General features: G+C 65.7%; 26 protein-coding genes. 11 read left to right on the forward strand and 15 right to left on the reverse strand.

Features of this window, described 5'->3' with window-relative positions; genetic code table 11:
• The first annotated feature begins 93 nt into the window (after positions 1 to 93).
• On the forward strand, positions 94 to 861 hold the full coding sequence (locus BR78_RS0100810; RefSeq protein ID WP_029934267.1) for an MBL fold metallo-hydrolase: 768 nt from the start codon (positions 94 to 96) through the stop codon (positions 859 to 861).
• Positions 858 to 1547, forward strand: coding sequence for a retropepsin-like aspartic protease family protein (locus BR78_RS0100815; protein WP_231478065.1), 690 nt, complete (start codon positions 858 to 860; stop codon positions 1545 to 1547). The genes BR78_RS0100810 and BR78_RS0100815 overlap by 4 nt, the downstream gene beginning before the upstream one ends.
• Positions 1548 to 1649: 102 nt before the next feature.
• Here BR78_RS0100815 and BR78_RS0100820 read toward each other — a convergent pair whose 3' ends face one another.
• The 3 genes from BR78_RS0100820 to BR78_RS0100830 are packed head-to-tail and all read right to left on the reverse strand — an operon-like array spanning position 1650 to position 4626.
• Entirely contained in the window at positions 1650 to 2357 is a 708-nt protein-coding gene (locus tag BR78_RS0100820) for a superoxide dismutase (protein ID WP_081855558.1), read from the reverse strand.
• A gap of 29 nt (positions 2358 to 2386) precedes the next feature.
• A complete protein-coding gene (gene chrA, locus BR78_RS0100825; protein ID WP_029934273.1) occupies positions 2387 to 3778 on the reverse strand; it encodes a chromate efflux transporter in 1392 nt (463 codons plus the stop codon).
• 11 nt (positions 3779 to 3789) lie between these two features.
• Entirely contained in the window at positions 3790 to 4626 is an 837-nt protein-coding gene (locus BR78_RS0100830; RefSeq protein ID WP_029934285.1) for a chromate resistance protein ChrB domain-containing protein, read from the reverse strand.
• A 239-nt stretch (positions 4627 to 4865) separates the two neighbouring features.
• Here BR78_RS0100830 and BR78_RS0100835 point away from each other — a divergent pair, with 239 nt between their 5' ends.
• Together BR78_RS0100835 and mazG are read left to right on the forward strand one after the other, a co-directional pair.
• Complete coding sequence (locus BR78_RS0100835; RefSeq protein WP_029934286.1) at positions 4866 to 5216, forward strand: DUF3147 family protein; 351 nt, start codon at positions 4866 to 4868, stop codon at positions 5214 to 5216.
• 126 nt (positions 5217 to 5342) lie between these two features.
• Positions 5343 to 6107, forward strand: a complete 765-nt coding sequence (gene mazG / locus BR78_RS0100840; protein ID WP_029934287.1) for a nucleoside triphosphate pyrophosphohydrolase — start codon at positions 5343 to 5345, stop codon at positions 6105 to 6107.
• A gap of 344 nt (positions 6108 to 6451) precedes the next feature.
• Here the strand turns inward: mazG and BR78_RS0100845 are convergent, their stop codons facing one another.
• The 8 genes from BR78_RS0100845 to dusB all read right to left on the reverse strand — a co-directional run bounded on the left by BR78_RS0100845 (position 6452) and on the right by dusB (position 16049).
• Positions 6452 to 6844 (reverse strand): hypothetical protein, encoded by a 393-nt coding sequence (locus BR78_RS0100845; protein WP_029934288.1) that lies wholly within the window; start codon positions 6842 to 6844, stop codon positions 6452 to 6454.
• Between the two features lie 81 nt (positions 6845 to 6925).
• Positions 6926 to 8218, reverse strand: coding sequence for a GTPase HflX (gene hflX, locus BR78_RS0100850; RefSeq protein WP_029934289.1), 1293 nt, complete (start codon positions 8216 to 8218; stop codon positions 6926 to 6928).
• A gap of 6 nt (positions 8219 to 8224) precedes the next feature.
• Positions 8225 to 8716 (reverse strand): RNA chaperone Hfq, encoded by a 492-nt coding sequence (gene hfq / locus BR78_RS0100855; RefSeq protein ID WP_029934303.1) that lies wholly within the window; start codon positions 8714 to 8716, stop codon positions 8225 to 8227.
• A 120-nt stretch (positions 8717 to 8836) separates the two neighbouring features.
• Positions 8837 to 10216 carry a nitrogen assimilation response regulator NtrX gene (gene ntrX, locus BR78_RS0100860; RefSeq protein ID WP_029934304.1) on the reverse strand — a complete coding sequence of 460 codons (1380 nt, stop codon included), beginning with the start codon at positions 10214 to 10216 and terminating at the stop codon, positions 8837 to 8839.
• A complete protein-coding gene (locus BR78_RS0100865) occupies positions 10213 to 12468 on the reverse strand; it encodes a HAMP domain-containing histidine kinase (RefSeq protein ID WP_029934305.1) in 2256 nt (751 codons plus the stop codon). Before BR78_RS0100865 ends, ntrX begins: the two co-directional genes overlap by 4 nt.
• Positions 12469 to 12538: 70 nt before the next feature.
• Positions 12539 to 13981, reverse strand: a complete 1443-nt coding sequence (gene ntrC, locus BR78_RS0100870; RefSeq protein ID WP_029934306.1) for a nitrogen regulation protein NR(I) — start codon at positions 13979 to 13981, stop codon at positions 12539 to 12541.
• Entirely contained in the window at positions 13978 to 15075 is a 1098-nt protein-coding gene (locus BR78_RS0100875) for a two-component system sensor histidine kinase NtrB (RefSeq protein ID WP_029934307.1), read from the reverse strand. The genes ntrC and BR78_RS0100875 overlap by 4 nt, the downstream gene beginning before the upstream one ends.
• A complete protein-coding gene (gene dusB / locus BR78_RS0100880) occupies positions 15051 to 16049 on the reverse strand; it encodes a tRNA dihydrouridine synthase DusB (protein ID WP_029934309.1) in 999 nt (332 codons plus the stop codon). The genes BR78_RS0100875 and dusB overlap by 25 nt, the downstream gene beginning before the upstream one ends.
• 83 nt (positions 16050 to 16132) lie before the next feature.
• On the opposite strand from dusB, the gene BR78_RS0100885 reads away from it, so the two are divergent.
• Together BR78_RS0100885 and BR78_RS0100890 are read left to right on the forward strand one after the other, a co-directional pair.
• Positions 16133 to 17275, forward strand: coding sequence for a bifunctional 2-C-methyl-D-erythritol 4-phosphate cytidylyltransferase/2-C-methyl-D-erythritol 2,4-cyclodiphosphate synthase (locus tag BR78_RS0100885; RefSeq protein WP_029934311.1), 1143 nt, complete (start codon positions 16133 to 16135; stop codon positions 17273 to 17275).
• Positions 17276 to 17313: 38 nt separating this feature from the next.
• On the forward strand, positions 17314 to 17850 hold the full coding sequence (locus BR78_RS0100890) for a CinA family protein (RefSeq protein WP_029934313.1): 537 nt from the start codon (positions 17314 to 17316) through the stop codon (positions 17848 to 17850).
• On the opposite strand, the gene BR78_RS0100895 is transcribed toward BR78_RS0100890, so the two are convergent.
• Both BR78_RS0100895 and lipA read right to left on the reverse strand, forming a co-directional pair.
• Positions 17775 to 18272, reverse strand: a complete 498-nt coding sequence (locus BR78_RS0100895; protein ID WP_029934315.1) for a type II toxin-antitoxin system RatA family toxin — start codon at positions 18270 to 18272, stop codon at positions 17775 to 17777. The two genes, BR78_RS0100890 and BR78_RS0100895, sit on opposite strands and share 76 nt — an antisense overlap.
• Positions 18272 to 19204 (reverse strand): lipoyl synthase, encoded by a 933-nt coding sequence (gene lipA / locus BR78_RS0100900; RefSeq protein WP_029934318.1) that lies wholly within the window; start codon positions 19202 to 19204, stop codon positions 18272 to 18274. Before lipA ends, BR78_RS0100895 begins: the two co-directional genes overlap by 1 nt.
• 116 nt (positions 19205 to 19320) lie before the next feature.
• Between lipA and BR78_RS0100905 the strand changes: the two genes are divergently transcribed.
• A complete protein-coding gene (locus BR78_RS0100905; protein ID WP_029934319.1) occupies positions 19321 to 19950 on the forward strand; it encodes a carbonic anhydrase in 630 nt (209 codons plus the stop codon).
• 39 nt (positions 19951 to 19989) lie between these two features.
• The gene (locus BR78_RS0100910) at positions 19990 to 20265 is read left to right on the forward strand and encodes a hypothetical protein (protein ID WP_029934321.1); all 276 of its coding nucleotides are present in this window, start codon (positions 19990 to 19992) and stop codon (positions 20263 to 20265) included.
• Here the strand turns inward: BR78_RS0100910 and BR78_RS0100915 are convergent.
• Positions 20262 to 21035, reverse strand: coding sequence for a polyphosphate kinase 2 family protein (locus BR78_RS0100915; protein WP_025560795.1), 774 nt, complete (start codon positions 21033 to 21035; stop codon positions 20262 to 20264). The genes BR78_RS0100910 and BR78_RS0100915 overlap by 4 nt on opposite strands.
• A 120-nt stretch (positions 21036 to 21155) precedes the next feature.
• Between BR78_RS0100915 and BR78_RS22060 the strand changes: the two genes are divergently transcribed.
• The gene (locus tag BR78_RS22060) at positions 21156 to 21320 is read left to right on the forward strand and encodes a DUF805 domain-containing protein (RefSeq protein WP_231478066.1); all 165 of its coding nucleotides are present in this window, start codon (positions 21156 to 21158) and stop codon (positions 21318 to 21320) included.
• Positions 21321 to 21327: 7 nt separating this feature from the next.
• On the opposite strand, the gene aspS is transcribed toward BR78_RS22060, so the two are convergent.
• Positions 21328 to 23166, reverse strand: coding sequence for an aspartate--tRNA ligase (gene aspS, locus BR78_RS0100925; RefSeq protein WP_025560797.1), 1839 nt, complete (start codon positions 23164 to 23166; stop codon positions 21328 to 21330).
• A gap of 94 nt (positions 23167 to 23260) precedes the next feature.
• Between aspS and rnd the strand changes: the two genes are divergently transcribed.
• Both rnd and BR78_RS0100935 read left to right on the forward strand, forming a co-directional pair.
• Positions 23261 to 24433 carry a ribonuclease D gene (rnd, locus tag BR78_RS0100930; protein ID WP_025560798.1) on the forward strand — a complete coding sequence of 391 codons (1173 nt, stop codon included), beginning with the start codon at positions 23261 to 23263 and terminating at the stop codon, positions 24431 to 24433.
• Complete coding sequence (locus tag BR78_RS0100935; RefSeq protein WP_029934326.1) at positions 24430 to 24723, forward strand: I78 family peptidase inhibitor; 294 nt, start codon at positions 24430 to 24432, stop codon at positions 24721 to 24723. The genes rnd and BR78_RS0100935 overlap by 4 nt, the downstream gene beginning before the upstream one ends.
• The last annotated feature ends 3 nt before the right edge of the window (positions 24724 to 24726 follow it).

Here is a 24726-nt window from a genome sequence, read left to right on the forward strand (position 1 = left end):
GCCGCTAGCGCAGCAGTCTACAAGCTCCGCGCCTCCGCGCCTCCGCGTGAACCCCTTCTTCTTTGCGCCTTTGCGTCTTCGTGTGAGCCAAGAATGAAGATCCGCATCCTCGGCTCGGGCACTTCCTCCGGCGTGCCGCGGATCGGCAACGATTGGGGGGCATGCGACCCCCACGACCCGCGTAACCGCCGCACCCGCGCCTCGGTGCTCGTCACCACCGAAACCACCACGATCCTCGTCGACACCAGCCCGGATATGCGCGCGCAGCTCCTCGCTGCCGATATCTCCGATGTCGACGCCGTGATCTGGACGCACGATCATGCCGATCACGCCCATGGCATCGACGATTTGCGTCAGCTCATGCATGCCCGGGGGGGCGAACCGGTGCGCGGCTTCGCGCGGCCCTTCACGCTCGAGCAGCTCCAGACCAGGTTCCATTATGCCTTTTTCGGCCGGGCGCTTTATCGCCCGACTGTCGATATCGCGCTGCTGCCCGACGCGTTCACGATCGGCGACATCCGGATCACCGTGACGGACCAGCCGCACGGCGGCATCACCTCGGCTGGCCTGCGGTTCGATAATAACGATAAATCAATAGGTTATGCTACAGACTTCCATGAAATGACGAGCGAAATGCGCGCGCTCTATACCGGGCTGGACGTATGGGTGGTCGATGCGCTGCGCCGCGCGCCACATCCGACGCACCCGCATCTCGCCGAGGTGCTGGAATGGATAAGGGAGTTGGGCCCGAAACGCTCCGCGCTGGTTCATATGGATCATTCGATGGACTATGTCGGTCTTGCCGCCGAGCTGCCCGAAGGGATCGAGCCAGGCTATGACGGGCTGGAGATACAAGCGTGAGTTCCTCCTGGGACACGATGGACCTGATCTGGCTGGTGGGCGTGCTCGTGCTCGTCCTCAGCGCGCTTTCGGTGCGGAAACTATCGTTCGGCTTCGTTGTGCGCTCGCTGGTCAGCTGGGCATTGATCATCGGGCTGACCGTACTCGCGGTGGCGCATCGTCATGAACTCGGCGCACTGTTCGCGTCGGCTTCGGCCAAGCTCGGGATCGACGATCAGCAGGTCGACGGCAAGACCGTGCGCATTCGCATGGCGCCCGATGGGCATTTCTGGGCACGCGTCGAGCTGAATGGAGTCGAACGGCGCATGCTGATCGATAGCGGCGCGACGATCACTGCGATCTCGGATCGCACCGCGGCGGCGGCGGACATCAAAGCGGGCAATGGCCTGCCGGTGATCATCGAAACCGCCAATGGCAGCGTCGCCGCGCGCCGCGGCAATATCCAGCGGCTCGCGATCGGGCCGCTCGAAACCGAGGATCTCGGCGTGGTGGTCTCGGAGAATTTCGGGGACCTCGACGTGCTGGGCATGAACTTCCTGTCGCGGCTGCACAGCTGGCGTGTCGAGAACAAGACGTTGATTCTCGAGCCCAAGGCCGGCGCGAGCGACGAAGGCAGCGACGCCACGACTGCGCCGGCGGATTCCGCGCCTCGGCGCAGGCGGCAGAGCGGGGATGACGAAACCTGAGCCGCAGCCTCGTCTATATTTAACATAATGTATATTATCGTTCTTATATTCTCATCAATGGCGCACCGCGCGAGCCCACTCCTCACCCGGTTCGAACACGACTTACGCCGCGATGGCTCTTCTCACACGCTGATCGGCCGACGACCAGTTCACGGCTTTCATGAATGCGTCGACATAAGCGCCCGCTTTGGCGCCATAATCGATCGCATATGCGTGCTCGTACATGTCGAGCGCCAATATGGGCGTTGAACCGGCAAGTGTCATCGTATGATCCGCCGCCCATTGATTGACGAGACACCTGTCGCGATGGCTCCAGACCAGCAGAACCCAGCCCGATCCGCCGCCCAGCGCCTTTCCCATGCCGGCGAACTCCGCCGCCCATCGGTCAAAGCTGCCGAAGCTCTGTTCGATCAGCGTCGAGAGCGGCTCGCCCGGCGGTGACGGCTGGCCCAGGCTGGCGAAATAGAGTTCGTGAAGAATCATCGAATTCCAGGCGATCAGTTCCTCGCGCTTCAATCCGTTGATCGTGAAACCGGGAGTCGTCGCGGGATCGAGAGCGGCGAATTGCGTCGCGATCGATCCCAGCCGCTTCACCGCGCCGACATAGTTGTTGTCGTGGTGGCTCACGAGGAGCTTTTCGGACAAGCCGGCGATCGACCCCGGTGCGAAAGGCAAAGGCTGCGCGGTGAAGCTCCTGGCAGGCGGCGCAGATCTGGACGCCTGAGCAGCGGCGGCGATGTTGGGCAGGCTGCTCGCCGCGCCCGTGGCTGCCGCCACCGCAATCAGTCCCCGTCGGTCGATCTGCGTCATTCTGTCCTCCCATCCCGTCGATGCGTCTGTCAGCCGATGAGCCCCGCGAGATGCAGGGCTACGCCGACGGCTGAAGTCGTCGCCAAAGTGACGAGCACTCCGGCATTGAAGCGGAAGATCGCGATGGCCGCGGCTGCCGAGAGCGCCAGCGCCCAGAGGTCCACGCTCGCGACGATCGGCATGTCGAAACGCACCGGGCCCGCCGCGAACGGTATGACCTCCCGGAAGATGCTGTGGATCGCGAACCAGATCGCTAGGTTGAGCACGACGCCGACCACCGCCGCGGTGATCGCCGACAACGCTCCGGCCAATGCCGCATTCCCGCGCAACCGCTCGATGAACGGCGCGCCGAGGAAGATCCACAGGAAGCACGGGACGAAGGTAACCCAGGTCGCGAGCAATCCCCCAAGCGTGCCGGCCACGAGCGGCGAAAGCAGTCCTGGATCGCGATAGGCGCCGAGGAACCCGACATATTGGAGCACCATGATCAGCGGCCCCGGCGTGGTTTCCGCCATGCCGAGGCCATCGAGCATCTCCTCGGGGCTGAGCCAATGATAGGACTGCACGGCTTCCTGCGCGACATAAGCGAGCACCGCATAGGCGCCGCCGAAGGTCACCATCGCCATCTTGGAGAAGAAGGTCGCGATCTGGCTGAACACATTGTCCGGCCCCAACGCGAGGAGCAACGCGGCCACCGGGACGAGCCACAGAGCGAGCCAGATCAGCGCCACGCGCAGCGATTGCCTCATCGTCGGGCGGGCATGCGCCGGCAGCTCCTCGCCGAGCAGGGTTTCGGAATCCGCGACGACGACACCGCCGCTCGCGCCATGTCCGCCGCCGGCGCGGAACTCCGCCCTTCCCGCCCGCCCGCCGAAATAGCCGATGAGCGCCGCACCCAGCACGATGATCGGGAACGGCACGCCGAGGAAGAAGATCAGCACGAAGGCAAGAGCCGCGAGACCCCGCATGACATTGTTCTTCAGCGCGCGCTTGCCCAGGCGCACCACGGCGTGGACCACGATGGCGAGCACCGCGGCCTTGAGCCCGAAGAACAGTGCCGACACGAAGCCCAGTGCGCCGAACAACACGTAGATCCAGCTGAGGACCATGATCGAAACCACGCCGGGAAGCACGAAGAGCCCGCCGGCGACGATGCCGCCGCGCGTCTTGTGCATCAGCCAGCCGATATAGGTGGCGAGTTGCTGCGCCTCTGGACCGGGCAGCAGCATGCAATAGTTCAGCGCGTGCAGGAACCGCTCCTCGCCGATCCAGCGTTTTTCCTCGACGAGGATGCGGTGCATCACCGCGATCTGGCCGGCGGGGCCGCCAAAGGACAAAGCGGCGATCCGCAGCCAGACCCAGAAGGCTTCGGCGAGCGATACGGCGGCGGGGCGCGGCTTCGCGCGGACGGCAGCGGCCATGGTCGCTGCGGTCACGCCCGCACCTTGGCCGGCTTGTGCGAGGTCCAGTTGTGCGTCTCGCCGCGCGCATCGCGACACCAGCGGTAAAAGGCATCGTACAGGACCATGCCCGCCTCGAGCTGCTCGAGATCGTCGGCGTAGATTCGCGACAGGCCGAGCGACGCCGCCAGCAATCCCGCGGCCTCCGGGACGATCTCCGGCCGCCCCGTATCGGCGCCGCGTACGATCGTGGCGAGATGGGCCAGCGGTTCGATGCCGCCCAGTCCGAACGCCTCCACCATCAGGTCGAAGGTGCAGCGCTCGCCGCGATGGCTCCAGAATACGCCATCGCCTTCGAGATCGAAGGCCGCACCGCCGAACTGCGCGGCCACGTCGAGCACGTCGGAGGGCGGCACGTAGAGAAACACCGCCTGCGGGTCGACGAAGCGGCGGATCAGCCATGGGCAGGCGATGCGGTCGACCTTGGGACGCGCCCGCGTAACCCAGACGGTCCTTCCGTCGGCGTTCCGGGCGGGGAGCGGCGCTTGGGGGACGAGCGGAAGCCCCTCGCCCCGCCACCCGGCAAACCCGCCTTCGAGCGCCTCTGCGGAGACCCCCGAATGCCGCAGCCAGGCGGCAGCGCCCTGGCTGGCGGACAGACCGTCATCGCAGACGACGATCACGTTGCGACCTGCGAATTGGTCGGCCCAGCCGGCAATTTCGCTCGCCCGGCGGCGCAGCGTTGCGGGAATGAAGCGGGGATCCGCCGCAAAGCTCTCGTCCGGGCGGATGTCGACGATCGCGGGCGCGTTCGCCGTGCCGACGAGACGGACGAGCTTGTCGATGGCGATCGAATTCTGAACAGGCATGATGCGTCCCTTCAAATCGAAATCAGGACGCGATGCTTCGGCTGACGCCTCGTGGGGAGACCGCATTCCCCATCTGTTCAAAGTGAGCCTGCGACTCGTCCTGTGTCAAGCGCCGCGGGCGCCTCCCTTTCTCGACGCTGTTGACCTTGCCCTTGGTTCCGGCGTTGTACCAGCTCGCGCGCTGCGAACCCCTGCGCTGCGACAGACGTCCGCGACCGCACGACCGAAGGATCGAACACATGGTCTATCTGATCTTGAAGGCGCTGATCTCGGGTGTCCTGATCGCCGCCGCCTCGACAATGGCCAGGCGCTACCCCGGTTTCGGCGCGCTGATCGCTTCGCTGCCGCTGGTGTCGGTGCTCGGCATGATCTGGCTCTGGCACGAAAAGCCCGACGCCGAGAACATGGCGCTGCACGCCGGCGCCACTTTCTGGTACGTGCTGCCGTCGCTGCCGATGTTCCTCGTCATCCCGGCGCTGCTTCGGCACGGCGTCGGGTTCTGGGTTGCGCTGGTCGCCGGCTGTTGCCTGACCATCATGTTGTATGCCGGCATGACCTGGATCGCTCCCCGGATCGGCCTGCAGCTCTGAAATCCGCCGAAATCTGGCGCTGCTCGAAACGGGTCGCGACCTTCTGTCAGCGCTTTTATCTGCGCGGATCCGTCATTCTTGCTAAAGTGGATTCGACCCGTTTCAGTCCGAGAGAGCCCCCGCCGCATGACTTCTCCGAATATCGAGCGCCTCGTCGCGATCATGGCGCGGCTGCGCGATCCGAAGACCGGCTGCGAATGGGATACGGTCCAGACCTTCGAAACGATCGCGCCCTATACGATCGAGGAAGCCTATGAGGTCGCCGACGCGATCGAGCGCGGCGACCTGGCCGAGCTCAAGGACGAGCTTGGCGATCTGCTCCTCCAGGTCGTGTTCCACAGCCGCATGGCGGAGGAAGCCGGCCATTTCGCGCTGGCAGACGTCATCACCGCGATCAGCGACAAGATGGAGCGTCGCCATCCGCACATCTTCCGCGGGCAGGCCGAGGGTGGCCATCATCTGTGGGAACAGATCAAGGCGGCGGAACGAAGCGCAAAAGGGCACGAAAGCGCACGGGCTGTAAGTGCCCTGGAGGGCGTGGCGCTCGGCCTTCCCGCCTTGCTCCGCGCCGAGAAGCTCCAGAAGCGCGCCGCGCGCACCGGCTTCGACTGGCCCGACGCCACCGGGGCTCGCGCCAAGATCGACGAGGAACTCGCCGAAGTCGAAGCCGCGGCGACGCACGAGGAGCGGGAGGAAGAGATTGGCGACCTGCTGTTCGCAATGGTCAATTGGGCACGCAAGCAAGGCGTCGACCCCGAAGCCGCGCTGCGCGGCGCCAACGCCAAGTTCGAGCGCCGCTTCAGGGCAATGGAGGCCGAGGCCGGCGAAGCGTTCGCCGGGCTCGATCTCGACGGCAAGGAAGCGCTGTGGGTCAAGGCCAAGCGCGGATAAGGCTTTCGCACCGATTGCAATGTAGGATTTCGTCTGCTCGACTGGCCGGCGCCGGCCGCAAGCCGCCGCTCTTTGACTCGTGAACCCTCGTCATCCCGGCGAATGCCCGGGCGACCAGACAGAAGCATGACATCCGTCACCCCGGCTTTCGCCAGGACGACAATGTGCGTGCGGTCTCCGTGAACGCGGAACCCGCACGCTCGCTTGTGTCAACTTCGGCTGGACTTTGTTCCCACTTCCGCTGGGAAACCGCTTCAATCCGCCCTGCGTCGCAAAACCGCGTTCTCATGTTCCGCGTTGTCCGCGTTCAGCCGTGCAGAGTCGGGAATCGACAATTGCGTGGTTCAGCGCGCCTGAACCCGGATTATCGGCAACGTACCCGGCGCAAAACGCGAATAGACCATGTTGATCGAAGCGATGTTGCGGCGCCGTCCGTTGAGCGTCTGCGGCACGGTGCAGGTGCCGGCATTGAGGATCCGGCGCACCGGGAGATCCTGGACGCCGCCATTCTGGAACCGCACGGTCAGGCGCGTGAAGTGGATCGGGCGATTGAGCGCACAGACGCGGATCTGGCGGTCGCGCATGTTGCCGCGGAGCATGATGGTGTCCCGATCGCTGCCGCGGCTCACCGTCTTGTATCCGACGGTGCGCCAGCCCGGCTGTGCCTGCGCGGCGGTGGCAGTGCCGAAGGCGGTGGCGCCAAGCGAAAGGATCGTAAGGAAGGGAAGGATCTTCATGGGCATCACTCCACATTCCCCCGCCCGCGCCGGATTTAGCACAAACGTTCCGGCATCAAAACCAATTTGGGGATGGCCGCGTCAGGCGCGGCGCGTCTCGAACCGCTCATAGTCCCGCGGCGCCATCCGCACCTCGTAGACCGATTGCTGGTCCTCGACTCGCTGTTCGAGCACCTCGCCATGCTGGTGGAGCCACGCCGCCCCCGCCCCGTCGGCCGGATCGAGCGTTATCGTGTAGCGGCGATGCCCCTCGGTCAGGCGCGCCGCGACGGTTTCGATCAGGGCGTCGACTCCTTCTCCGGTCATTGCGGAGATCGGCATCACGTCCTCGCGCTTGCCGGCATCCTCGAGCAATTGCCCGCGATGCTCGTCGTCGAGCAAATCGAGCTTGTTCCACGCCTCGAAGCGCGGCGTCGCCTCGGCCACCCCGATCTCGCCGAGCACCTTCTCGACATCGGCGCGCTGCGCCTCGCTGTCCGGATGCGCGATGTCGCGGACGTGGATCAGCAGGTCCGCCGACACCACTTCCTCCAGCGTCGCCTTGAACGCCGCGACCAGCTGGGTCGGCAGTTCGGAGACGAAGCCCACCGTGTCGGACAGGATCGCCTTGTCGATGCCCGGCAGCGAGATCTGGCGCAGCGTCGGATCGAGCGTGGCGAAGAGCAGATTCTCCGCCATGACGTCAGAACCAGTCAAGCGATTGAAAATAGTAGATTTTCCGGCGTTCGTATAACCAACCAGGGCGATGACAGGCCAAGGTGCGCGCTGGCGGCGGTCGCGGTGGAGCGTGCGGGTGCGGCTGACCTGGTCGAGCTCCTTGCGCAGCCGCGCCATCCGGTCGCGGATCAGTCGCCTGTCGGCTTCGATCTGGGTCTCGCCCGGGCCGCCGAGGAAGCCGAAGCCGCCGCGTTGGCGCTCGAGGTGCGTCCAGCTGCGCACCAGCCGGCCTGCCTGATAGTCGAGATGCGCGAGTTCGACCTGGAGCCGGCCCTCTGCGGTGCGTGCGCGCTCGCCGAATATCTCGAGGATCAGGCCGGTGCGGTCGATCACCTTGCAGCCGAGCGCTGTCTCGAGGTTGCGCTGCTGCACCGGTGTTAAGGCCGCATCGAAAACGGCGAGCTGAAGTTCCTGATCTCGAACGGTTTCTGCGATGGCATCAACCTGCCCCGATCCGATCAGCGTCCCCGGCTTGGGCTGGCGCAGCTTGACCGAAAGCTTCTCGCGCACTTCGACGCCGATCGCCGCAGCGAGGCCGGCAGTCTCCTCCAGACGCGCCTCGGCGTCGCGTGAGCTGCCGCCCATCTCGGGATAGACGACGATCGCCCGCGCGCCGCGGGAGAATTCGTCGGCGTCACGATCAAAACCGGTGGACATGGCCGTTCAATCGCCGTCGGAGGCAGTGGTTTCCTCGGCGAGGTTGAGCGGGTGTGCCGGCTGGATGGTCGACACCGCATGCTTGTAGACGAGCTGCGCCATGCCTTCGCGCTGGAGCAGCATGCAGAACAGGTCGAACGCGGCGATCTGGCCCTGGAGCATCACGCCGTTCACCAGGAACATCGTGACGTTTTCCTGCTGTTTCCGGACGGCATTCAGGAAAATTTCCTGCAAGACCGGGTTCTTGTGCTGGAATTCTCCCGCCGCTTCGAGAAGTGCGCCGAGGTCGACCGGGCCGGCGGGCATGATCGTCGAGATGGCGTGCTTGTAGATCAGCTGCGACTGGCCGTCGCGGCGGAGCAGCACCGAGAAATTGTCGAACCAGGTGACGATCCCCTGGAGCTTGACGCCCTTCACGAGGAACATCGTCACCGGCACCTTGGAGCGCCGAAGCGAGTTTAGGAAAAGGTCCTGAAGCGAGGTCTGCTTCTCGGCCATGGTGGTTTCCTTCTATTCTTGGCGGGCTCTGTCCCGCGTCGCGCCGGTTCCCGGCGTCGGAATGCCGCGCCACCCCGGCGCGGAAGTGCAGTCTATTGGTTCAGGGCGCGCGCGTCCAACCTATTCCTCGCGGGTCTCGGTGATGCCGAGCAGCTTCAATTTGCGATGCAGCGCCGAGCGTTCCATTCCGATGAAGCTCGCGGTGCGCGAGATGTTGCCCGAAAAGCGGCGGATCTGGACGCGCAGATATTCGCGCTCGAAGGTCTCGCGCGCTTCCTTGAGCGGCGCTCCCATGATCGCATTCGCGCCGACGCCGTTGCCGATATCGCCGGGCTTGCCGAGCACTTCGGGGGGCAGCAGATCGAGGTCGATCCGCCCGATCCGGTCTCCTGGGGCGAGGATCACCGTCCGCTCGACGACGTTGCGCAGCTGGCGGACATTGCCGGGCCATTCATAGCTCTGCAGCGCAACCATCGCGTCGGGAGCGACTTCGGGTGTCGGCACGCGGCGCTCGCTGGCATAATGCGCGACGAAATGCTCGACGAGCACGGGGATGTCCTCGCGGCGCTCGGTGAGCGGCGGGATCAGCACCGGCACGACGTTGAGCCGGTAATAGAGATCCTCGCGGAAGCGTCCCGCGGCGATCTCCGCCATCAGGTCGCGCGCGGTGGCGGAGACGACGCGAACATCGACCTTGACGATCCGTGTGCCGCCCACCCGGCTGAAGCTCTGGTCGGTGAGCACGCGCAGGATCCGTGCCTGCGTAGCCACCGGCATGTCGGCGATCTCGTCGAGGAACAAAGTCCCGCCATGTGCCTGTTCGAGCAGTCCAGGGCGGACGAGATCGCCCCCCTCCTCCACGCCGAACAATTCCTCCTCGACGCGCTCGGGCGTCATCCGCGCGGCACTCACGATCACGAACGGCGCTGCGGTACGCTGGCTCCAGCCATGCAGCAGCCGTGCCGCGACTTCCTTGCCCACGCCCGGGCCGCCGCTGATCAGCACGCGGCTGCCGGTCGAGGCGACGCGCTTCAACGTGGCACGCACGGTGTTGATCGCCGTCGAATTGCCGGTCAGGTCGTTCTCGCGTCCCACCGAGGCGCGCAGCGACACGACTTCGCGGCGCAGCCTTTCGGTCTCGGTCGCGCGCTCGACGAGCAACAGCAGCCGCTCGGCCTCGAACGGCTTTTCGATGAAGTCGACTGCGCCACGACGGATCGCGGCGACCGCGGTGTCGATATTGCCGTGGCCTGAGATCACCAGCACCGGGATCGAAGGATCGCGCCGCTTCATCTCGTCGAGCAATTCGAGCCCGTCGAGCCGCGAGCCCTGGAGCCACACGTCGAGCAGCACCAGGCTGGGCCGGCGCTCGGCAATGGCTTCCAGTGCCGCGTCGCTGTCGGCGGCACCACGCGTGGCGTAGCCTTCGTCCTCCAGCACGCCCGCGACCAGCTCGCGGATGTCGCGTTCGTCGTCGACGACGAGGATATCGAGGCTCATTGGGATTTTCCGGTTCTGGTAAGTGCCGCCGGCCGCGGATCGGCGGCCTCGGTCTGGGTGTCCTGGAGCGCCAGCTTCTCGAGCGCTTCGGTATCGAAACAGATGGTGACGACGGTGCCGCCGCCGTCGCGGTCGGTGAAGGCGATCGTGCCGAAATGCTCCTCGACGATCTTCTTGACGATGGCGAGGCCGAGCCCGGTGCCGCGGCTGCGCGTCGTCATATAGGGCTCGACGATACGGTCGCGCTCCACTGGCAGCCCGACGCCGTTGTCGGCCACGGTCAGCAGGATGCGATGCGTGTCCTCCCTGCGGATCGTGAGCACCACTTCGCCCTGCGGCAGCGCCTCGCCCTCCCCGCGGGCCTCGATCGCCTCGACGGCGTTCTTGATCACGTTGGTCAGCGCCTGCCCCATCTGGCGGCGATCGCTGACCAGGCTCGGCGGATCCTCGGGCGAGTCGAGCTCGAAGCGGATCGTCGGGTGCGCGACTTCGTGGAGGAACATCGCCTGGCGCGCGATGTCGAGCAGCGATTCGCGGCGGAACAGCGGCTTGGGCATGCGGGCGAAGGACGAGAATTCGTCGACCATGCGGCGAAGGTCGCCGACCTGGCGGATGATCGTGCCGGTCAATTGGCTGAACACGCCCTCCCCGCCCTCGATCTGCTTGCCGTAGCGGCGCTGGAGGCGCTCCGCGGCGAGCTGGATCGGAGTCAGCGGGTTCTTGATCTCATGCGCGATCCGCCGCGCCACGTCGGACCAGGCGGCGCGGCGCTGATCGAGCAATTGCTGCGTGATGTCGTCGAAGGTGAGCACCTGCCCCGCTTCGTCCGACGTGATCTTGACCGCGAGCGTCCGCGCCTCGCCGCCGACAGTGACTTGCGCCACGGCCTCGCGCTCGGGACTGTCGAGCAAGGCGTCGAGCTCGGGTGCGATCTCGGGGAGCGGCTTGCCCACCGATTCCTCCTCGGTCCGCCGGAGCAATGCCAACGCCGAGGCATTCATCAGCCGCACCACTCGATCGGCTCCGATCGAGATGACGCCGGCCGAGACTCCCGACATCACTGCCTCGATCAGCGCGCGCCGGCTCTCCAGCTGAGCGTTGGCGGTGACCAATGCGTTGGTCTGGCCTTGCAGCTGGTTGGTCATCTGGTTGAATGCGCCGGCGAGCACGCCAAGCTCGTCCTTCGAATTGCGTTCGGGAACGCGCGCGGTCAGGTCGCCGCCGGCCACTTGCCGCGCTGCGCCCACCAGTTCGTTTACCGGGCGTACCAGCCTGTCCGCGACGCGCAAAGCCACGAGGACCGCGATGCCCACGATCAGGAGCGCGAGGACGAGCAATGCGAGATTGAACTGGAGCTGGAGCGACCGCGATCGCGTCACCAGCGCGCGATAATCGGCCAACACCTGCGCGGCGCGCTGGGTCTGCGCCGACATTCCGCCAAGGTCGGAGGCACGGCCGGCATAGAGATAGAGATTGCTCGATCCGGGAACCCGAGTGAGCGAGCGCGTCCGGTCGCCCTGCGCCTCGACGACGCTCGCCTTACCCTGCGCCAGCTGTTTCAGCGCGTCCCGATTGATATCCTTCTCGAGGTCGCGCTCATAAGGATTGACCAGCGCGATCGTCTGGATCTGCCCGTCGGGCGAGACCGTGAAGATGATCGCTTCGGACAGGCTGCGCAGATACACCTGCGTGGCGAAGACTTGCTGAAACTTGATGCTCTCAGGCGGCGATTCGTCCAGCTCAGCCGCAACGTCGTTCGCCATGGCGACGGTCTCGCGATCGACATAGCCGAGAAGCTGCCGGTACGATTCCTGCGCCAGCGCTTGTGCATTCTCGATCATGCTCCTCGGTCGATCCGAGACCCAAAATTCGACGCCGTATTGAAACAGCAGCGACGCGATCACCGCCACCAGCAATGTCGGCACGCTCGCCAGTACCGAGAAGATCGCCACGAGACGGACGTGCAACCTCCCCTCCCCGCCGGCGGTGGAGAGGGCGGCGCGGCGGCGCGCGGCGCGGCGGCCGATCAGCACCAGCAGCGCCACGCCCGGCAGGAGGTTGGCAACGAGTAGCAACGCGACCAGCGGCGGCGAAAGCAATCGCTCAGGCGAGCGCTCGCCGCTGATCACGAAATAGCTGATGATGGCGATCGCAATCGCCGCGAAGAGCACTCCGGCCTCTACCGCGGGCGTGACGCTCAACCGCCGCTTGCGCGGTGCGGCTTCGGTCAACTGCTCGGTCACGGCATCCATCGTTGCTTGGATACAACGAGATTGTGGCCGAAAGAACACATAATTTTCGGCTAATCGTCACAAACCGTCGCTAAGCGGCACCGTCCGATCTATCCGCACCCATCTCGATCCCCAGCGTATCGAGCCGCTTGCGGAGGGTATTGCGGTTGATCCCCAGCGCCCGCGCCGCGCGGAGCTGGTTGTTCTGGTGACGCGCCAGCATCGCCTCGATCAGCGGGCGTTCGACTTCGCCGATGATGCGCTCGTAGAGGCTGCCGTCGTCGAGCGCACGCGGTTCCTCGATCGCCATCCGCTCGAGCCGGGCGCGCACCGCCGCATCGATCCCGGCGTCGCGCGACTCGGGCTGGAAGCTCCCTGCTTCGCCCAGCGCGCGGCGGATCGCATCGGCATCGATCCACTCGTCGCGGCTGAGCGCGGCGATGCGGCGCATCAGATTCTCGAGCTGGCGGACATTGCCCGGCCAGTCGAACCCTTCGAGCACCGCCACCGCGTCCTTGCCGAGCTGCTTGCGCGGCAATCCCGCCTCGGCGGCGCGATCGAGGAAATGGCGCGCGAGCAAGGGCACGTCCTGCCGGCGTTCGCGCAGCGCCGGCAGGCTTACCGGCACGACGTTGAGCCGATAGAACAGATCCTCGCGAAACTGGCCGGTCTGGACGAGTTGCGCCAGATCCTTGTTGGTCGCCGCGACGATACGGACATCGGCGCGGATCGTCCGCGCGCCGCCGACGGTGGTGAACTCGCCCGACTGGAGCACGCGCAGCAGCCGGGTCTGCGCGTCCATCGGCATGTCGCCGATCTCGTCGAGGAACAAGGTGCCTCCCGCCGCCTGCTCGAACTTGCCCGCGACGCGCGTGGCCGCGCCGGTGAAGGCGCCGCGCTCGTGCCCGAACAATTCGGCTTCGATCAGCTCGCGGGGAATCGCCGCCATGTTGAGCGCCACGAACGGCGCGCGGCGGCGCGGCCCCATGTCGTGGATCGCCTGCGCCACCAGTTCCTTGCCCGTGCCGGACTCACCCGAGATCAGCACGGTCAGGTCGTTGGAAACCACCCGCGCGATCACGCGATAGACCTCCTGCATCGCCGGCGAACGGCCGATCAGCGACGGACCGCCCCCGACTTCGGCCTCGGCCAGCTCGGTCGGCTGGCGCTGCCGCCGCGCGATCGCGCCGCGCACTGCCTGGGCGAGCACGTCGAGGTCGAACGGCTTGGGCAGATAGTCGAACGCGCCCACTTCGGTCGCGCGCACAGCCGTCGCCAGCGTGTTCTGTGCGGAGAAGACGATGATCGGCAGCTCGGGATGCTCGCTGGCGAGGCCTGCCGCCACATCGAGACCGTTGCCGTCAGGCAGGACGACATCGGTCACCAGCACATCGGGCATTTCCGATGCCAGCGCGCGGCGCAGTTCGGCGATACTCGCTGCGGTCGTCACCCGATGCCCCTCGCGCTTGAGCGCGGCGGCGACCACGGTGCGGATGGCGCTGTCGTCGTCGACGATCAGGACCGAACCGCTCACGACGCCCTCTGCAGCAGGATGCGAAACACCGTGACCTCGGGATCGCGTTCGCGGGCATATTGGACGATCCCGCCCATGTCGCGGACCAGCTTTTCTACCAAGGGCAACCCCAGTCCCTTCCCTTCCGGCTTGCCCGAGACGAACGGCTCGAACAAGTGCTCGGCGATGTCCACGGGTGCGCCGGGGCCGTTGTCGGTCACGAGGATCTCGATCGGCAGCGGCTGGCGCGGGCGGCCGGGGCCGTCGCTCACCGACATACCGTGGCGATAGGCGGTCGCCAGCGTGATCCGCGGTTCGGGCGTATCGCCCAGCGCCTCGGCGGCGTTCTTCAGCAGATTGAGCAGTACCTGCAGAAACGCGTCCGAATCGATGCGCACCGGCGGCAGCGAAGGATCGAACCGCTCCTCGATCGCCAGTCCGCGCGCAAACCCCGCCAGCGCCACCCGCCGCGCATGATCGAGCAACGGATAGACGTTGGTGGGTTCCAGCTTGAGCGGGCGCGTGTCGGTGAAGTCCTGCATCCGGTCGATCAGCGTGACGATCCGGTCGACTTCGGTGGTGATCAGCTGGGTCAGCTCCTCATCCTCGCCGCTGCTCCGGAGCAATTGGGCCGCGCCGCGGATCCCCGAGAGCGGGTTCTTGATCTCGTGCGCCAGCATCGCTGCGGCACCTACCGCCGCGCGAGCCCCGGCGGTGCGTTCGGCGCCTTGCGCCACGCGGCGCGACTGCGGTGCGTGGTGGAGTGTGACGATCCGCCAGCCGGGGTGGTCGGCGACCAGGGTCTCGACGAAATCGACGCGGATGCGTGGGCCGCGGATCGCCTCGATCTCGATGTCGAATGCCGCGAAGCCATGGCCGTCGCGGCGGTCGGCATAGTCCGCCGGCGGGAGCAGCACCGCGTCATAGGGCTGCCCCACCATCGTCGTCTCGCTGTGATTGAGCAGCAATTCGCAGGCCGAATTGGCATGGGCGATGCGCCCATCGGGATCGATCACCAGCACGGCGACGGGCAGCGCCGCGAACAGTTCGCCAAAGCCGGGACCCTTTACCGGTTCCGGCCTGGCGCGTCTCAGGCTGCCGCGCGCGAAGACCATGGCGCGTAGAATTCGGCGAGCATGTCGAGCACGATTCTCGGATCGGCCTGCTTGTTGACGCTGTTGCGGAACTCGGCCGAGCCATGGATGCCCTTGGTGTACCAGCCGATATGCTTGCGCATCATGTTGACGCCGACTTCGTTGCCATAGTGGCTGAGCGTGTCGACATAATGCTCTACGATCACGGCATATTGTTCATCCAGCGTGGGCTCAGCACGTTCCGGCTTGCCGGTCAGTGCGTCCATGACCTGTCGCAGGATCCAAGGGCGGCCATAGGCACCCCGCCCGATCATCACGCCGTCCGCACCCGATTGCACCAGCGCCGTACGCGCATCCTCGATTCCGCAGATGTCGCCATTGGCGATCACCGGGATCGACACCGCGTCCTTCACATTGCGGATGAAGCCCCAGTCGGCCGAGCCCTTGTACATCTGGTTGCGGGTACGGCCGTGGACGGTGATCATCTTCGCGCCGAGATCCTCGGCGATATGCGCGAGTTCGGGGGCGTTGAGGCTGGCATGGTCCCAACCCATCCGCATCTTGACGGTGACTGGAACCGAGACGGCTTTCACACACGCCTCGATCAGCGACGCGGCGAGCTTGAGGTCGCGCATCAGCGCCGATCCTGCGTCGCCGCTGGTCACTTTCCGGACCGGACATCCCATGTTGATGTCTACGATCGCGGCACCGCGATCCTCGCTCAGCTTCGCCGCCTCGGCCATCTCATGGGGCGTGCAGCCGACGAGCTGCATCGACACCGGATCCTCGATCGGATCCCAGGCGAATTTCTGCAGCGACTGGCGCGTCTCGCGGATCGCGGCCTGGCTGGCGACCATCTCGGTGACGTTGAGCCCCGAGCCATAGCGTCGCACGACCCGGCGGAACGGCAAGTCGGTCACGCCGGTCATCGGCGCGAGCAGCACCGGGGCTTCGACCCCGACGGGGCCGATCTGAATGGGAGCGAGTTCGCGCATGACCTGCCTGAAAAATAGGCAGCGACGCCTAGCGACACAAGCCCGGATTGGCAAGGCAGGGCTTCCCCGCTACCCGCGCCTGCATGGGAAAGACCGCTGCACTGATCGTTGCCGCCGGACGGGGCGTCCGGGCGGGAAGCGCCGTGCCCAAGCAATTCGCACGGCTCGCCGGCAAGCCGATGATAGCGCATAGCTATGCGGCACTATCGTCGCACCCGGCGATCGACGACGTGCTGGTGGTGATCGGCGAAGGGCAGGAAACGGCACTGGCCGACGCGCTGGGCGAAGTCGCCTTCGCGGTCGGCGGCGCCACGAGACGCGAGTCGGTGGCGAATGGCCTTGCGGCGATCGGTGCGGATCGCGTGCTGATCCACGATGCCGCCCGCCCTTTTCTGTCGCACGCGGTGATCGATGCACTCCTCGCGGCGCTCGATAGCCATGAAGGTGTCCTCCCCGCCCTCCCCGTTGCCGACACGCTCGCGCGCGGCGGCGAGGCGTTGGGCGAAACGGTGCCGCGTGAGGGGCTCGTCCGCGTTCAGACTCCGCAGGCCTTCCACACCGCCACGATCCGCGAAGCCCACCGCATGTGGCCCGCCGACCGCGAAGCCACCGACGACGCGCAGATGGTCCGCGCGCTCGGACGCGAAGTCGCCTTGGTCCCCGGAGACATCGCCTTGGAAAAGATCACGCACCCCGCCGATTTCGCAGCCGCCGAGGCGCGCCATGCCGCCGCGATGCAGGTCCGAACCGCGCAAGGCTTCGATGTCCATCGCTTTGCCAAGGGCGAGGAACTCTGGCTCGGCGGCGTCCGCATTCCCCATGACAAGGGCCTGTCGGGGCATAGCGATGCGGATGTCGTGCTCCACGCGATCACCGATGCGGTGCTCGGCACGATCGGCGCCGGCGATATCGGCATGCATTTTCCGCCGAGCGACCCGCAATGGGGCGGCGCCGCGTCAGCCCGCTTTCTCGAACATGCCGCGGGGCTGATCGGCGCGCAGGGTGGCATCATCGACTTCATCGACCTGACGATCATCTGCGAGGCGCCGAAGATCGGCCCGCATCGGGACAGCATCCGCGCGAGCATCGCGGCGATCCTGCGGCTTCCCGTCACCCGGATCAGCGTCAAAGCCACCACCACCGAACGGCTCGGCTTCACCGGGCGCGGCGAAGGCATGGCCGCACAGGCGATCGCCACGGTGCGACTACCTGCGGACAACGCCTGACTCGCGTTCGAAACATCTCGGTGGCACAGGGCCTCGCCATGGACACGATTCTCCCGCCCCAGCTCGTCGATGCCGCGCGCCGCGTGCTCGAAGCCAATCGCGCCGTCGGCCGCCGGATCGCGGTGGCGGAAAGCTGCACGGGCGGTCTCGTCAGTGCCGCGCTCACCGAGATCCCCGGCTCGTCCGACGTGTTCGACGCAGGCTTCGTCACCTATTCGAACGAAGCCAAGACCGAAGTGCTCAAGGTCAGCACCGACGTGCTCGAAACCTTCGGCTCGGTGTCGATCGCAGTGGCGTGGAGCATGGCACAGGGCGCGCTGAAGCGCAGCACCGCCGATGTCGCGGTGGCGATCACCGGAATCGCGGGTCCCGATGGCGGCAGCGAGAAGAAGCCGGTGGGCACCGTGGTGTTCGCGCAGGCCGAGCGCGGCGCAGATCCGCAGCACATCGTCGCCGATGCGCGCCATTTTGAAGATAACGGGCGTGCCGGCGTGCGGCTTCAGGCGGCGCTGTGCGCGCTCGAATTGCTGATGCCGGGCGCAGTCGCCTCGGAAGAACCCGCCGAATCGCCGTAAAGCCGCGCCGCGCGCTCTTCGAACGCGTTGATCATCTTCCGGAGCGCGCGATCGAACACCTGCCCCGCGAGCATCTCGAACACCCGGTTCTTGAACGCGAAGTCGACGCAGAAATCGACCAGGCATCCGCCCTTCCCGTCCGGCCGGAATTTCCAGTCGTTGTTCAGGTGCTTGAGCGGCCCTTCGAGATAGTCGACCCGGATATGCCCCGGCCGCTGCTTCTCGACGCGCGACGTGAAGCTTTCGCGCAGTCCCTTGAACCCCACGATCAGGTCCGCGACCATCTGAGTGTCGCTGTTCGAGCGCACCCGCACCGCCGAAACCCAGGGCAGGAACTCGCCATAGCGGCCGACATCGGCGACCAGATCGAACATCTGCTCCGGCGTATAGGGCAGCGCGCGCGTCTCGCTGTGCTTGGGCATCAGGCCTGAGCCGTCACCTTCGCCAGCTTGGCCGCCCGCGCGTCACGCATCTTCGCGAAATCGTCGCCTGCGTGATAGCTCGACCGCGTGAGCGGCGACGAGGCGACCAGCAGGAAACCCTTGGCGCGGGCGATCGCACCATAGGAACCGAACGCCTGCGGCGTGACGAACTCGATGACCTTGGTGTGGCGCGGAGTCGGCTGGAGATACTGGCCCATCGTCAGGAAATCCACGTCGGCCGAGCGCATGTCGTCCATCACCTGATGGACCTCGAGCCGCTCCTCGCCGAGCCCGAGCATGATGCCCGACTTGGTGAAGATCGACGGATCGAGCTTCTTGACCGTCTCCAGTAGCCGCAGCGACGCGTAATAACGCGCGCCAGGGCGGATCGTCGGATAGAGCCTCGGCACGGTCTCCAGATTGTGGTTGTAGACGTCGGGCCGCGCAGCGACGATCATCTCGATCGGCGCCTCGTGCTTGTTGCGGAAATCGGGGGTGAGGATCTCGATCGTCGTGGTCGGGTTCGACTTGCGGATCGCCTCGATCACCTTGACGAACTGCTTCGCGCCGCCATCGGGCAGATCGTCACGGTCCACCGACGTGATGACGATGTGCTCGAGCCCCATCTGCGCAGCGGCGTCCGCGACGTTCTGTGGCTCCATCGGGTCCACTGCGCGCGGCATGCCCGTCTTGACGTTGCAAAAGGCGCAGGCGCGCGTGCAGGTGTCGCCCAGGATCATCACCGTCGCGTGCTTCTTCGACCAGCATTCGCCGATGTTCGGACAGGCGGCTTCCTCGCACACCGTGGTGAGGCTCTTCGAGCGCATCAGCGCGCGCGTCGCGGCGAAGCCCTCCGAAGTGGGCGCCTTGACGCGGATCCAGTCGGGCTTGCGGACACGTTCCGGGCGCGGCAGCGGGGACATCTCGTTCATGACGGGCCAGATAGCGATGCGCGCGTGCAGGCACAACAACCGTGCAAGCATCCCTGCTTGCAGTCCGCGAACGCGAACGGGGTTCGCAAACGCCATGGAAGCGTTATGGAGCCGCCATGACCGACTTCAGCGACTTGCTCTCCGGCTATCAGCGCTTCCGCCAGACCGGATATGGCCATCAGCGTGACCGTTGGGACGAACTCTCCGAGGGCCAGGCACCCAAGGTGATGGTGATCGCCTGCTCGGACAGCCGAGTCGATCCCGCGCAGATCTTCGATACGTCGCCCGGCGAGATCTTCGTCGTCCGCAACATCGCCAATCTCGTCCCGCCCTTCGAGCTGGGTGGCGGCCGCCACGGCGTCTCGGCGGCACTCGAATTCGCGGTGACCCAGCTCGAAGTCCCCGAGATCGTGGTGATGGGCCACGGCGCGTGCGGCGGCGTCCATGCCGCGCTCACCCGCCGCTTCGAGGGCAAGGCGCCCGGCGCCGGCGGCTTCATCGCGCACTGGGTCGACATGCTGGACGAGGCGCGCGACCGCGTCGTCGCCGAACATGGCGAGGGCGAGGAAGCGATCCGCGCTCTCGAACTCGAGACGGTCCGCGTCTCGATCGCCAATCTGCGCACCTTCCCCTGCATTCCCGAGCGCGAGGCCGCGGGCACGCTCACCATTCACGGCGCCTATTTCGCGATCCGCGACGGTGTGCTCCACGTGATGGACGATGCGGGCGAATTCGCGCCGGCATGACGACTTGTGCATCGAGGTTCGCGATGTTCAACTGGCGGGATGCTGTTTTCCCTTCTTGCCCTCGCGATTCAGGTTGCCGGCGCATCCGATAATGTCGTGGCTGTCACGCAGCAGGGCGAAGGTCGATATCAGCTCATCCTGACCACTACCGAAAATGCGAAGGATGCTGCGACGAAAATGAAAGCGGCGATGGAGGATGCTTGCCGCGACACGGGGATCGCCTCTCGATCCGCCGTATTCCTAGCCATGCTAAGCGAGAAGCCGCTTCGGGCCCAGCTCAGGCAAACAGTCACCTGCAAGGCGATAAAACCCTAAAGCCCGAGCGCTTTCCTCGCCACCTTCTCCACCTCGGGATCGAGTGCCGGCGGCTCCATAGGGACCTTCGCCTCCAGCGCGTCCGCGATCGCGGTCAGCGCGGCGATCCGGCCTGCTTTCTTGTCGTTGCCGTCCACCACGATCCAGCGCGCGTGCTTCGTGTTCGTCCGCTCGAACATCTCGGCCATCGCCTCCAGATAGTCCGCCCGCTTCGCCCGGTTGCGATAGTCGTCGAGCCCCGTCTTCCAGCGCTTCCAGGGATGTTCGAGCCGATCGCGCAGCCTTCCGTCCTGCGTCTTTTGCGTCACATGGACGAAAACCTTGACCAAAGTCGCGCCGGTCTCGATTTGCTGCGCTTCGAAATCGTTGATCTCGTCAAAGCCGCGCCGCCATTCGGCCTCCTTCGCGAAGCCCTCCACCCGCTCGACGAGCACGCGCCCGTACCAGCTCCGGTCGAACACCGCGATATTGTGCTGTGCGGGCAGCCGCCGCCAGAAGCGCCAGAGAAAGTGATGCGCCAGTTCCTCGGGCGTCGGCGCCGAGATCGGCCAGACCTCGAAATAGCGCGGGTCCCATTCGGCGGTGAGCCGCTGGATGATCCCGCCCTTCCCCGCCGCGTCCCAGCCCTCGAACACGATGATCGCGCGGCGCTTGTGGACGATATGCGCGTATTGGATGTGGCTCAGTCGCTTCTGCAGTTTCGCCAGCGCCTTTTCATAATTGCCGTCGAAAGCTTTGCCGGCCTCATAGTCCGAAAGATCGATCGCCATCCCGCCTCCTGGTTCGCCGACGAACGTACAGCCGATCAGCGCGATCCCGCAATCAGGCGCGTATCGAGACGGAATGACCGTGGTGTTTCTGCCGGTGATGCAGGAGAGCATGACGCGCGGATGCAGTGCTTCTCCGCGTCGGAACCCGATTTCGGGTTGTCCGGCCTGCTATTCCTCAACAACCTCCTCTATCTGGCGGTGTTGGGGTATCTGATCCTGCTGCTCACTGGCCAAGGTACGCCCGGTCCGAACCGCTTCGGGCCTGAACCGGGGCGCATGGACTGACGATCGCTCAGCCCGCCGCCGGATCGACAGCGGCGGCGACATCCTTTTTCGCAATATCCGCCGCCACCTGCGGCGCGAGGCGGATGCTCAGTTCCTTGAGCTGCTTGTCGCTCACGAACGCCGGCGCCTGCATCATCAGGTCCTCGGCCTTCTGCGTCATCGGGAAAACGATGACCTCGCGGATGTTGGGCTCGTCGGCGAGCAGCATGACGATACGATCGACACCTGGGGCCGAGCCGCCGTGCGGCGGGGCGCCGAACTTGAAGGCGTTGATCATGCCCGCGAAATTGGTGTCCACCTCTTCCTGCGTGTAGCCGGCGATCTCGAACGCCTTGTACATGATCTCCGGACGATGGTTCCGGATCGCACCCGAGCTCAGCTCCACGCCGTTGCAGACGATGTCGTACTGGTATGCAAGGATATCGAGCGGGTCCCTGGTCTCCAGCGCTTCCAGCTCGCCCTGCGGCATGCTGAACGGGTTGTGGCTGAAATCGATCTTCTTCGCGTCCTCGTCATATTCGAACATCGGGAAGTCGACGATCCAGCAGAATTCGAAGCGGCTCTGGTCGATCAGGTCGAGCTGCTCAGCGGCGCGGGTGCGTGCGAGCCCGGCTAGCTTGGCTGCCTGCGCTTCCTTGCCCGCGGCGAAGAAGATGCCGTCGTTCGGGCCGAGGCCCATCGCCTCGGCGATCGCCTTCATGCCTTCCTGGCCGTGGTTGTTGGCGATCGGGCCGCCGAACACGCCGTCCTTCTGCGTCGCATAGCCGAGGCCCGGGAAGCCTTCCGACTGCGCCCAGCTGTTCATGTCGTCGAAGAACTTCCGGCTCTTCTCGTGCGTGTTCGGCGCGGGAAGCGCGCGGACCACGTCGCCGCCCTCGACCATCGAGGCGAAGCGGCTGAAGCCCGAGCCCTTGAAGAATTCCGATACGTCGGTGATCAGGATCGGGTTGCGCAGATCGGGCTTGTCGTTGCCGTATTTGAGCATGGATTCGCGGTACGGAATGCGCTTGAACGGCAGCGGCGAGACGGTGCGCGCCTTGCCTTCCCAATTGGCGAACTCCTCGAACACGCCGTGGAGTACCGGCTCGATCGCCGCGAAAACATCGTCTTGCGTGACGAAGCTCATTTCGAAATCGAGCTGGTAGAATTCGCCCGGCGAGCGGTCGGCGCGGGCGTCCTCGTCGCGGAAGCAGGGCGCGATCTGGAAATAGCGGTCGAACCCGGCGACCATCAGCAGCTGCTTGAACATCTGCGGCGCCTGCGGAAGCGCGTAGAATTTGCCCGGATGGACGCGGCTGGGGACGAGATAGTCGCGTGCGCCCTCGGGGCTGCTCGCGGTCAGGATCGGCGTCTGGAACTCGGTGAAGCCCTGTCCGATCATCCGCTGGCGCAGCGATGCGATGACGTTCGAGCGGAGCAGGATATTCTTGTGGAGCCGCTCGCGGCGCAGATCGAGGAAGCGATAGCGCAGGCGGATATCCTCGGGATATTCGGCGTCGCCGAACACCGGCAAGGGCAGCTCCTGCGCCGGGCTCTGCACCGTCACTTCGGCAGCGCGGACCTCGATCTCGCCGGTTGGCAGGTTAGGGTTCACCACGCTGGCGTCACGTGCGATCACCTTGCCGGTCACCGTGATCACCGATTCGGCGCGCAGCGACTCGATCACCGCGAAGGCGGGGCCGCTGACGTCGGTGACGATCTGGGTGATGCCATAATGGTCGCGCAGGTCGATGAAGACGAGGTCGCCATGGTCGCGCTTGCGATGGACCCAGCCAGACAGGCGAACTTCCTCGCCGACATTAATGGCGCGGAGCTGGGCGCAGGTATGCGAGCGATAGGCGTGCATCGAGATTCAACTTTTGCGTGAGGGATCAACAGTGGCGTGCGCTTTCCCCTCACGCACCCTTTTGTCAACCCGAAGACCAGTATATGGGCCCCCGATGCATATCCATGGTCTGATCGAGGACAGCGCCGCCCTCGCCAATCTCTGTGCGCGCTTCGCCAACAAGCCGTACATCTGCGTGGACACCGAGTTCATGCGCGAGAACAGTTACTGGCCCGAACTCTGCCTGATCCAGATCGCGGACGATGAGGAGGCCGCGGCGATCGATCCGATGGGCGGGATCGACATGCAGCCCTTGCTCGATCTGCTGGTGGACAATGAGGACGTCCTCAAGGTCTTTCACGCCGGCGGCCAGGACATCGAGATCGTCTATAACCTCACGGGCAAGACACCCCACCCGCTGTTCGACACCCAGGTAGCGGCGATGGCGCTCGGCCAGGGCGAGCAGATCGGCTATTCGAACCTCGTCGACACCTATCTCGGCATCACTGTCGACAAGGGCGCGCGCTTCACCGACTGGAGCCGCCGCCCGCTCGACAAGCGCCAGATCGACTATGCGATCTGCGACGTCACCTATCTCTCCGAAATTTTCCCGAAGATGCTCGAGAAGCTCCGGAAAACCGGCCGCGGCGCGTGGCTCGACCAGGAGATGGAACGGCTCGCCGATCCCGAGAACTACCGCAACGATCCCGATCAGGCGTGGCAGCGCGTCCGCGTCTCCAGCCGCAAGCCCGAAGTGCTCGGCCGCCTCAAGGCGCTCGCCCGCTGGCGCGAGCTCGAAGCGCAGGGCAAGGACTTGCCGCGCGGCCGCATCATCAAGGACGAGACGCTTGCCGATCTCGCCGGCACGCCGCCGCGCAAGCAGGCCGATCTCGCACGCGTCCGCGGGCTCTCCCCCGCCTGGGGTGGCAACGATATCGGCGGACGGCTGATGGCCGCGCTGGAGAGCGCCAGGCCGATGTCGACCGAGGAACTGCCTGCGCGCGACGACCGCAAGCCCGCTCTCGGCAAGGACGGCGCTCTGGTCGCCGATCTCCTCAAGCTGCTCCTCAAGATCCGCGCCAAGGAGATCAACGTCGCCGCGCGCCTGCTCGCCCGCTCGGACGACCTCGAGGCACTGGCTGCCGGCGTGCGCAAGGATCTGCCGATCCTCGAAGGCTGGCGCTTCGAACAGTTCGGCCGCGACGCACTCGAGCTCGTCGAGGGTCAGCTCGGGTTCACGGTCCGCAACGGTAAGCTCAAGATGACCCGAACCGAGGAGCCGTCATGATCCGCGCGATTCTCCCGCTCACTCTGCTGGCCACCGCCGGCTGCCACTATGACAGCGCGCCCGAAGGCCCGCCGCCTCCGCCCCCCGGCAAGTGCGTCGCCGACGGCCTGGATAGCCTGATCGGCAAGACCCGCACTGCCGCAGTCGAAAAGGAAGCGATGCGGCTCTCGGGTGCCAGGACGGTCCGCTGGATCTCGCCTGGAATGGCAGTGACGATGGATTTCAGTGAGAGCCGTCTGAACCTCGACCTCGACGACAAGGGCAAGATCGTCCGCGCCCACTGCGGCTGAGAC

Origin of the sequence: Sphingomonas sp. UNC305MFCol5.2 (assembly GCF_000712135.1) — a bacterium.
GTDB lineage: Bacteria > Pseudomonadota > Alphaproteobacteria > Sphingomonadales > Sphingomonadaceae > Sphingomonas.

Excerpts from the sequence above, each read along its gene's own strand:
- hflX (WP_029934289.1), bottom strand. The coding sequence starts at position 8,218 with ATGTCCACCGGTTTTGATCGTGACGCCGACGAATTCTCCCGCGGCGCG.
- rnd (WP_025560798.1), top strand. The coding sequence starts at position 23,261 with ATGCATATCCATGGTCTGATCGAGGACAGCGCCGCCCTCGCCAATCTC.
- hfq (WP_029934303.1), bottom strand. The coding sequence starts at position 8,716 with ATGGCCGAGAAGCAGACCTCGCTTCAGGACCTTTTCCTAAACTCGCTT.
- lipA (WP_029934318.1), bottom strand. The coding sequence starts at position 19,204 with ATGAACGAGATGTCCCCGCTGCCGCGCCCGGAACGTGTCCGCAAGCCC.
- ntrX (WP_029934304.1), bottom strand. The coding sequence starts at position 10,216 with ATGAGCCTCGATATCCTCGTCGTCGACGACGAACGCGACATCCGCGAG.
- BR78_RS0100820 (WP_081855558.1), bottom strand. The coding sequence starts at position 2,357 with ATGACGCAGATCGACCGACGGGGACTGATTGCGGTGGCGGCAGCCACG.
- BR78_RS0100875 (WP_029934307.1), bottom strand. The coding sequence starts at position 15,075 with ATGGTCTTCGCGCGCGGCAGCCTGAGACGCGCCAGGCCGGAACCGGTA.
- BR78_RS0100910 (WP_029934321.1), top strand. The coding sequence starts at position 19,990 with ATGCTGTTTTCCCTTCTTGCCCTCGCGATTCAGGTTGCCGGCGCATCC.
- BR78_RS0100895 (WP_029934315.1), bottom strand. The coding sequence starts at position 18,272 with ATGCCCAAGCACAGCGAGACGCGCGCGCTGCCCTATACGCCGGAGCAG.
- BR78_RS0100830 (WP_029934285.1), bottom strand. The coding sequence starts at position 4,626 with ATGCCTGTTCAGAATTCGATCGCCATCGACAAGCTCGTCCGTCTCGTC.
- BR78_RS0100905 (WP_029934319.1), top strand. The coding sequence starts at position 19,321 with ATGACCGACTTCAGCGACTTGCTCTCCGGCTATCAGCGCTTCCGCCAG.
- BR78_RS0100915 (WP_025560795.1), bottom strand. The coding sequence starts at position 21,035 with ATGGCGATCGATCTTTCGGACTATGAGGCCGGCAAAGCTTTCGACGGC.
- mazG (WP_029934287.1), top strand. The coding sequence starts at position 5,343 with ATGACTTCTCCGAATATCGAGCGCCTCGTCGCGATCATGGCGCGGCTG.
- BR78_RS0100885 (WP_029934311.1), top strand. The coding sequence starts at position 16,133 with ATGGGAAAGACCGCTGCACTGATCGTTGCCGCCGGACGGGGCGTCCGG.
- chrA (WP_029934273.1), bottom strand. The coding sequence starts at position 3,778 with ATGGCCGCTGCCGTCCGCGCGAAGCCGCGCCCCGCCGCCGTATCGCTC.
- BR78_RS0100810 (WP_029934267.1), top strand. The coding sequence starts at position 94 with ATGAAGATCCGCATCCTCGGCTCGGGCACTTCCTCCGGCGTGCCGCGG.
- BR78_RS0100890 (WP_029934313.1), top strand. The coding sequence starts at position 17,314 with ATGGACACGATTCTCCCGCCCCAGCTCGTCGATGCCGCGCGCCGCGTG.
- BR78_RS0100865 (WP_029934305.1), bottom strand. The coding sequence starts at position 12,468 with ATGGATGCCGTGACCGAGCAGTTGACCGAAGCCGCACCGCGCAAGCGG.
- dusB (WP_029934309.1), bottom strand. The coding sequence starts at position 16,049 with ATGCGCGAACTCGCTCCCATTCAGATCGGCCCCGTCGGGGTCGAAGCC.
- BR78_RS0100935 (WP_029934326.1), top strand. The coding sequence starts at position 24,430 with ATGATCCGCGCGATTCTCCCGCTCACTCTGCTGGCCACCGCCGGCTGC.
- BR78_RS22060 (WP_231478066.1), top strand. The coding sequence starts at position 21,156 with ATGCAGTGCTTCTCCGCGTCGGAACCCGATTTCGGGTTGTCCGGCCTG.
- BR78_RS0100835 (WP_029934286.1), top strand. The coding sequence starts at position 4,866 with ATGGTCTATCTGATCTTGAAGGCGCTGATCTCGGGTGTCCTGATCGCC.
- aspS (WP_025560797.1), bottom strand. The coding sequence starts at position 23,166 with ATGCACGCCTATCGCTCGCATACCTGCGCCCAGCTCCGCGCCATTAAT.
- BR78_RS0100845 (WP_029934288.1), bottom strand. The coding sequence starts at position 6,844 with ATGAAGATCCTTCCCTTCCTTACGATCCTTTCGCTTGGCGCCACCGCC.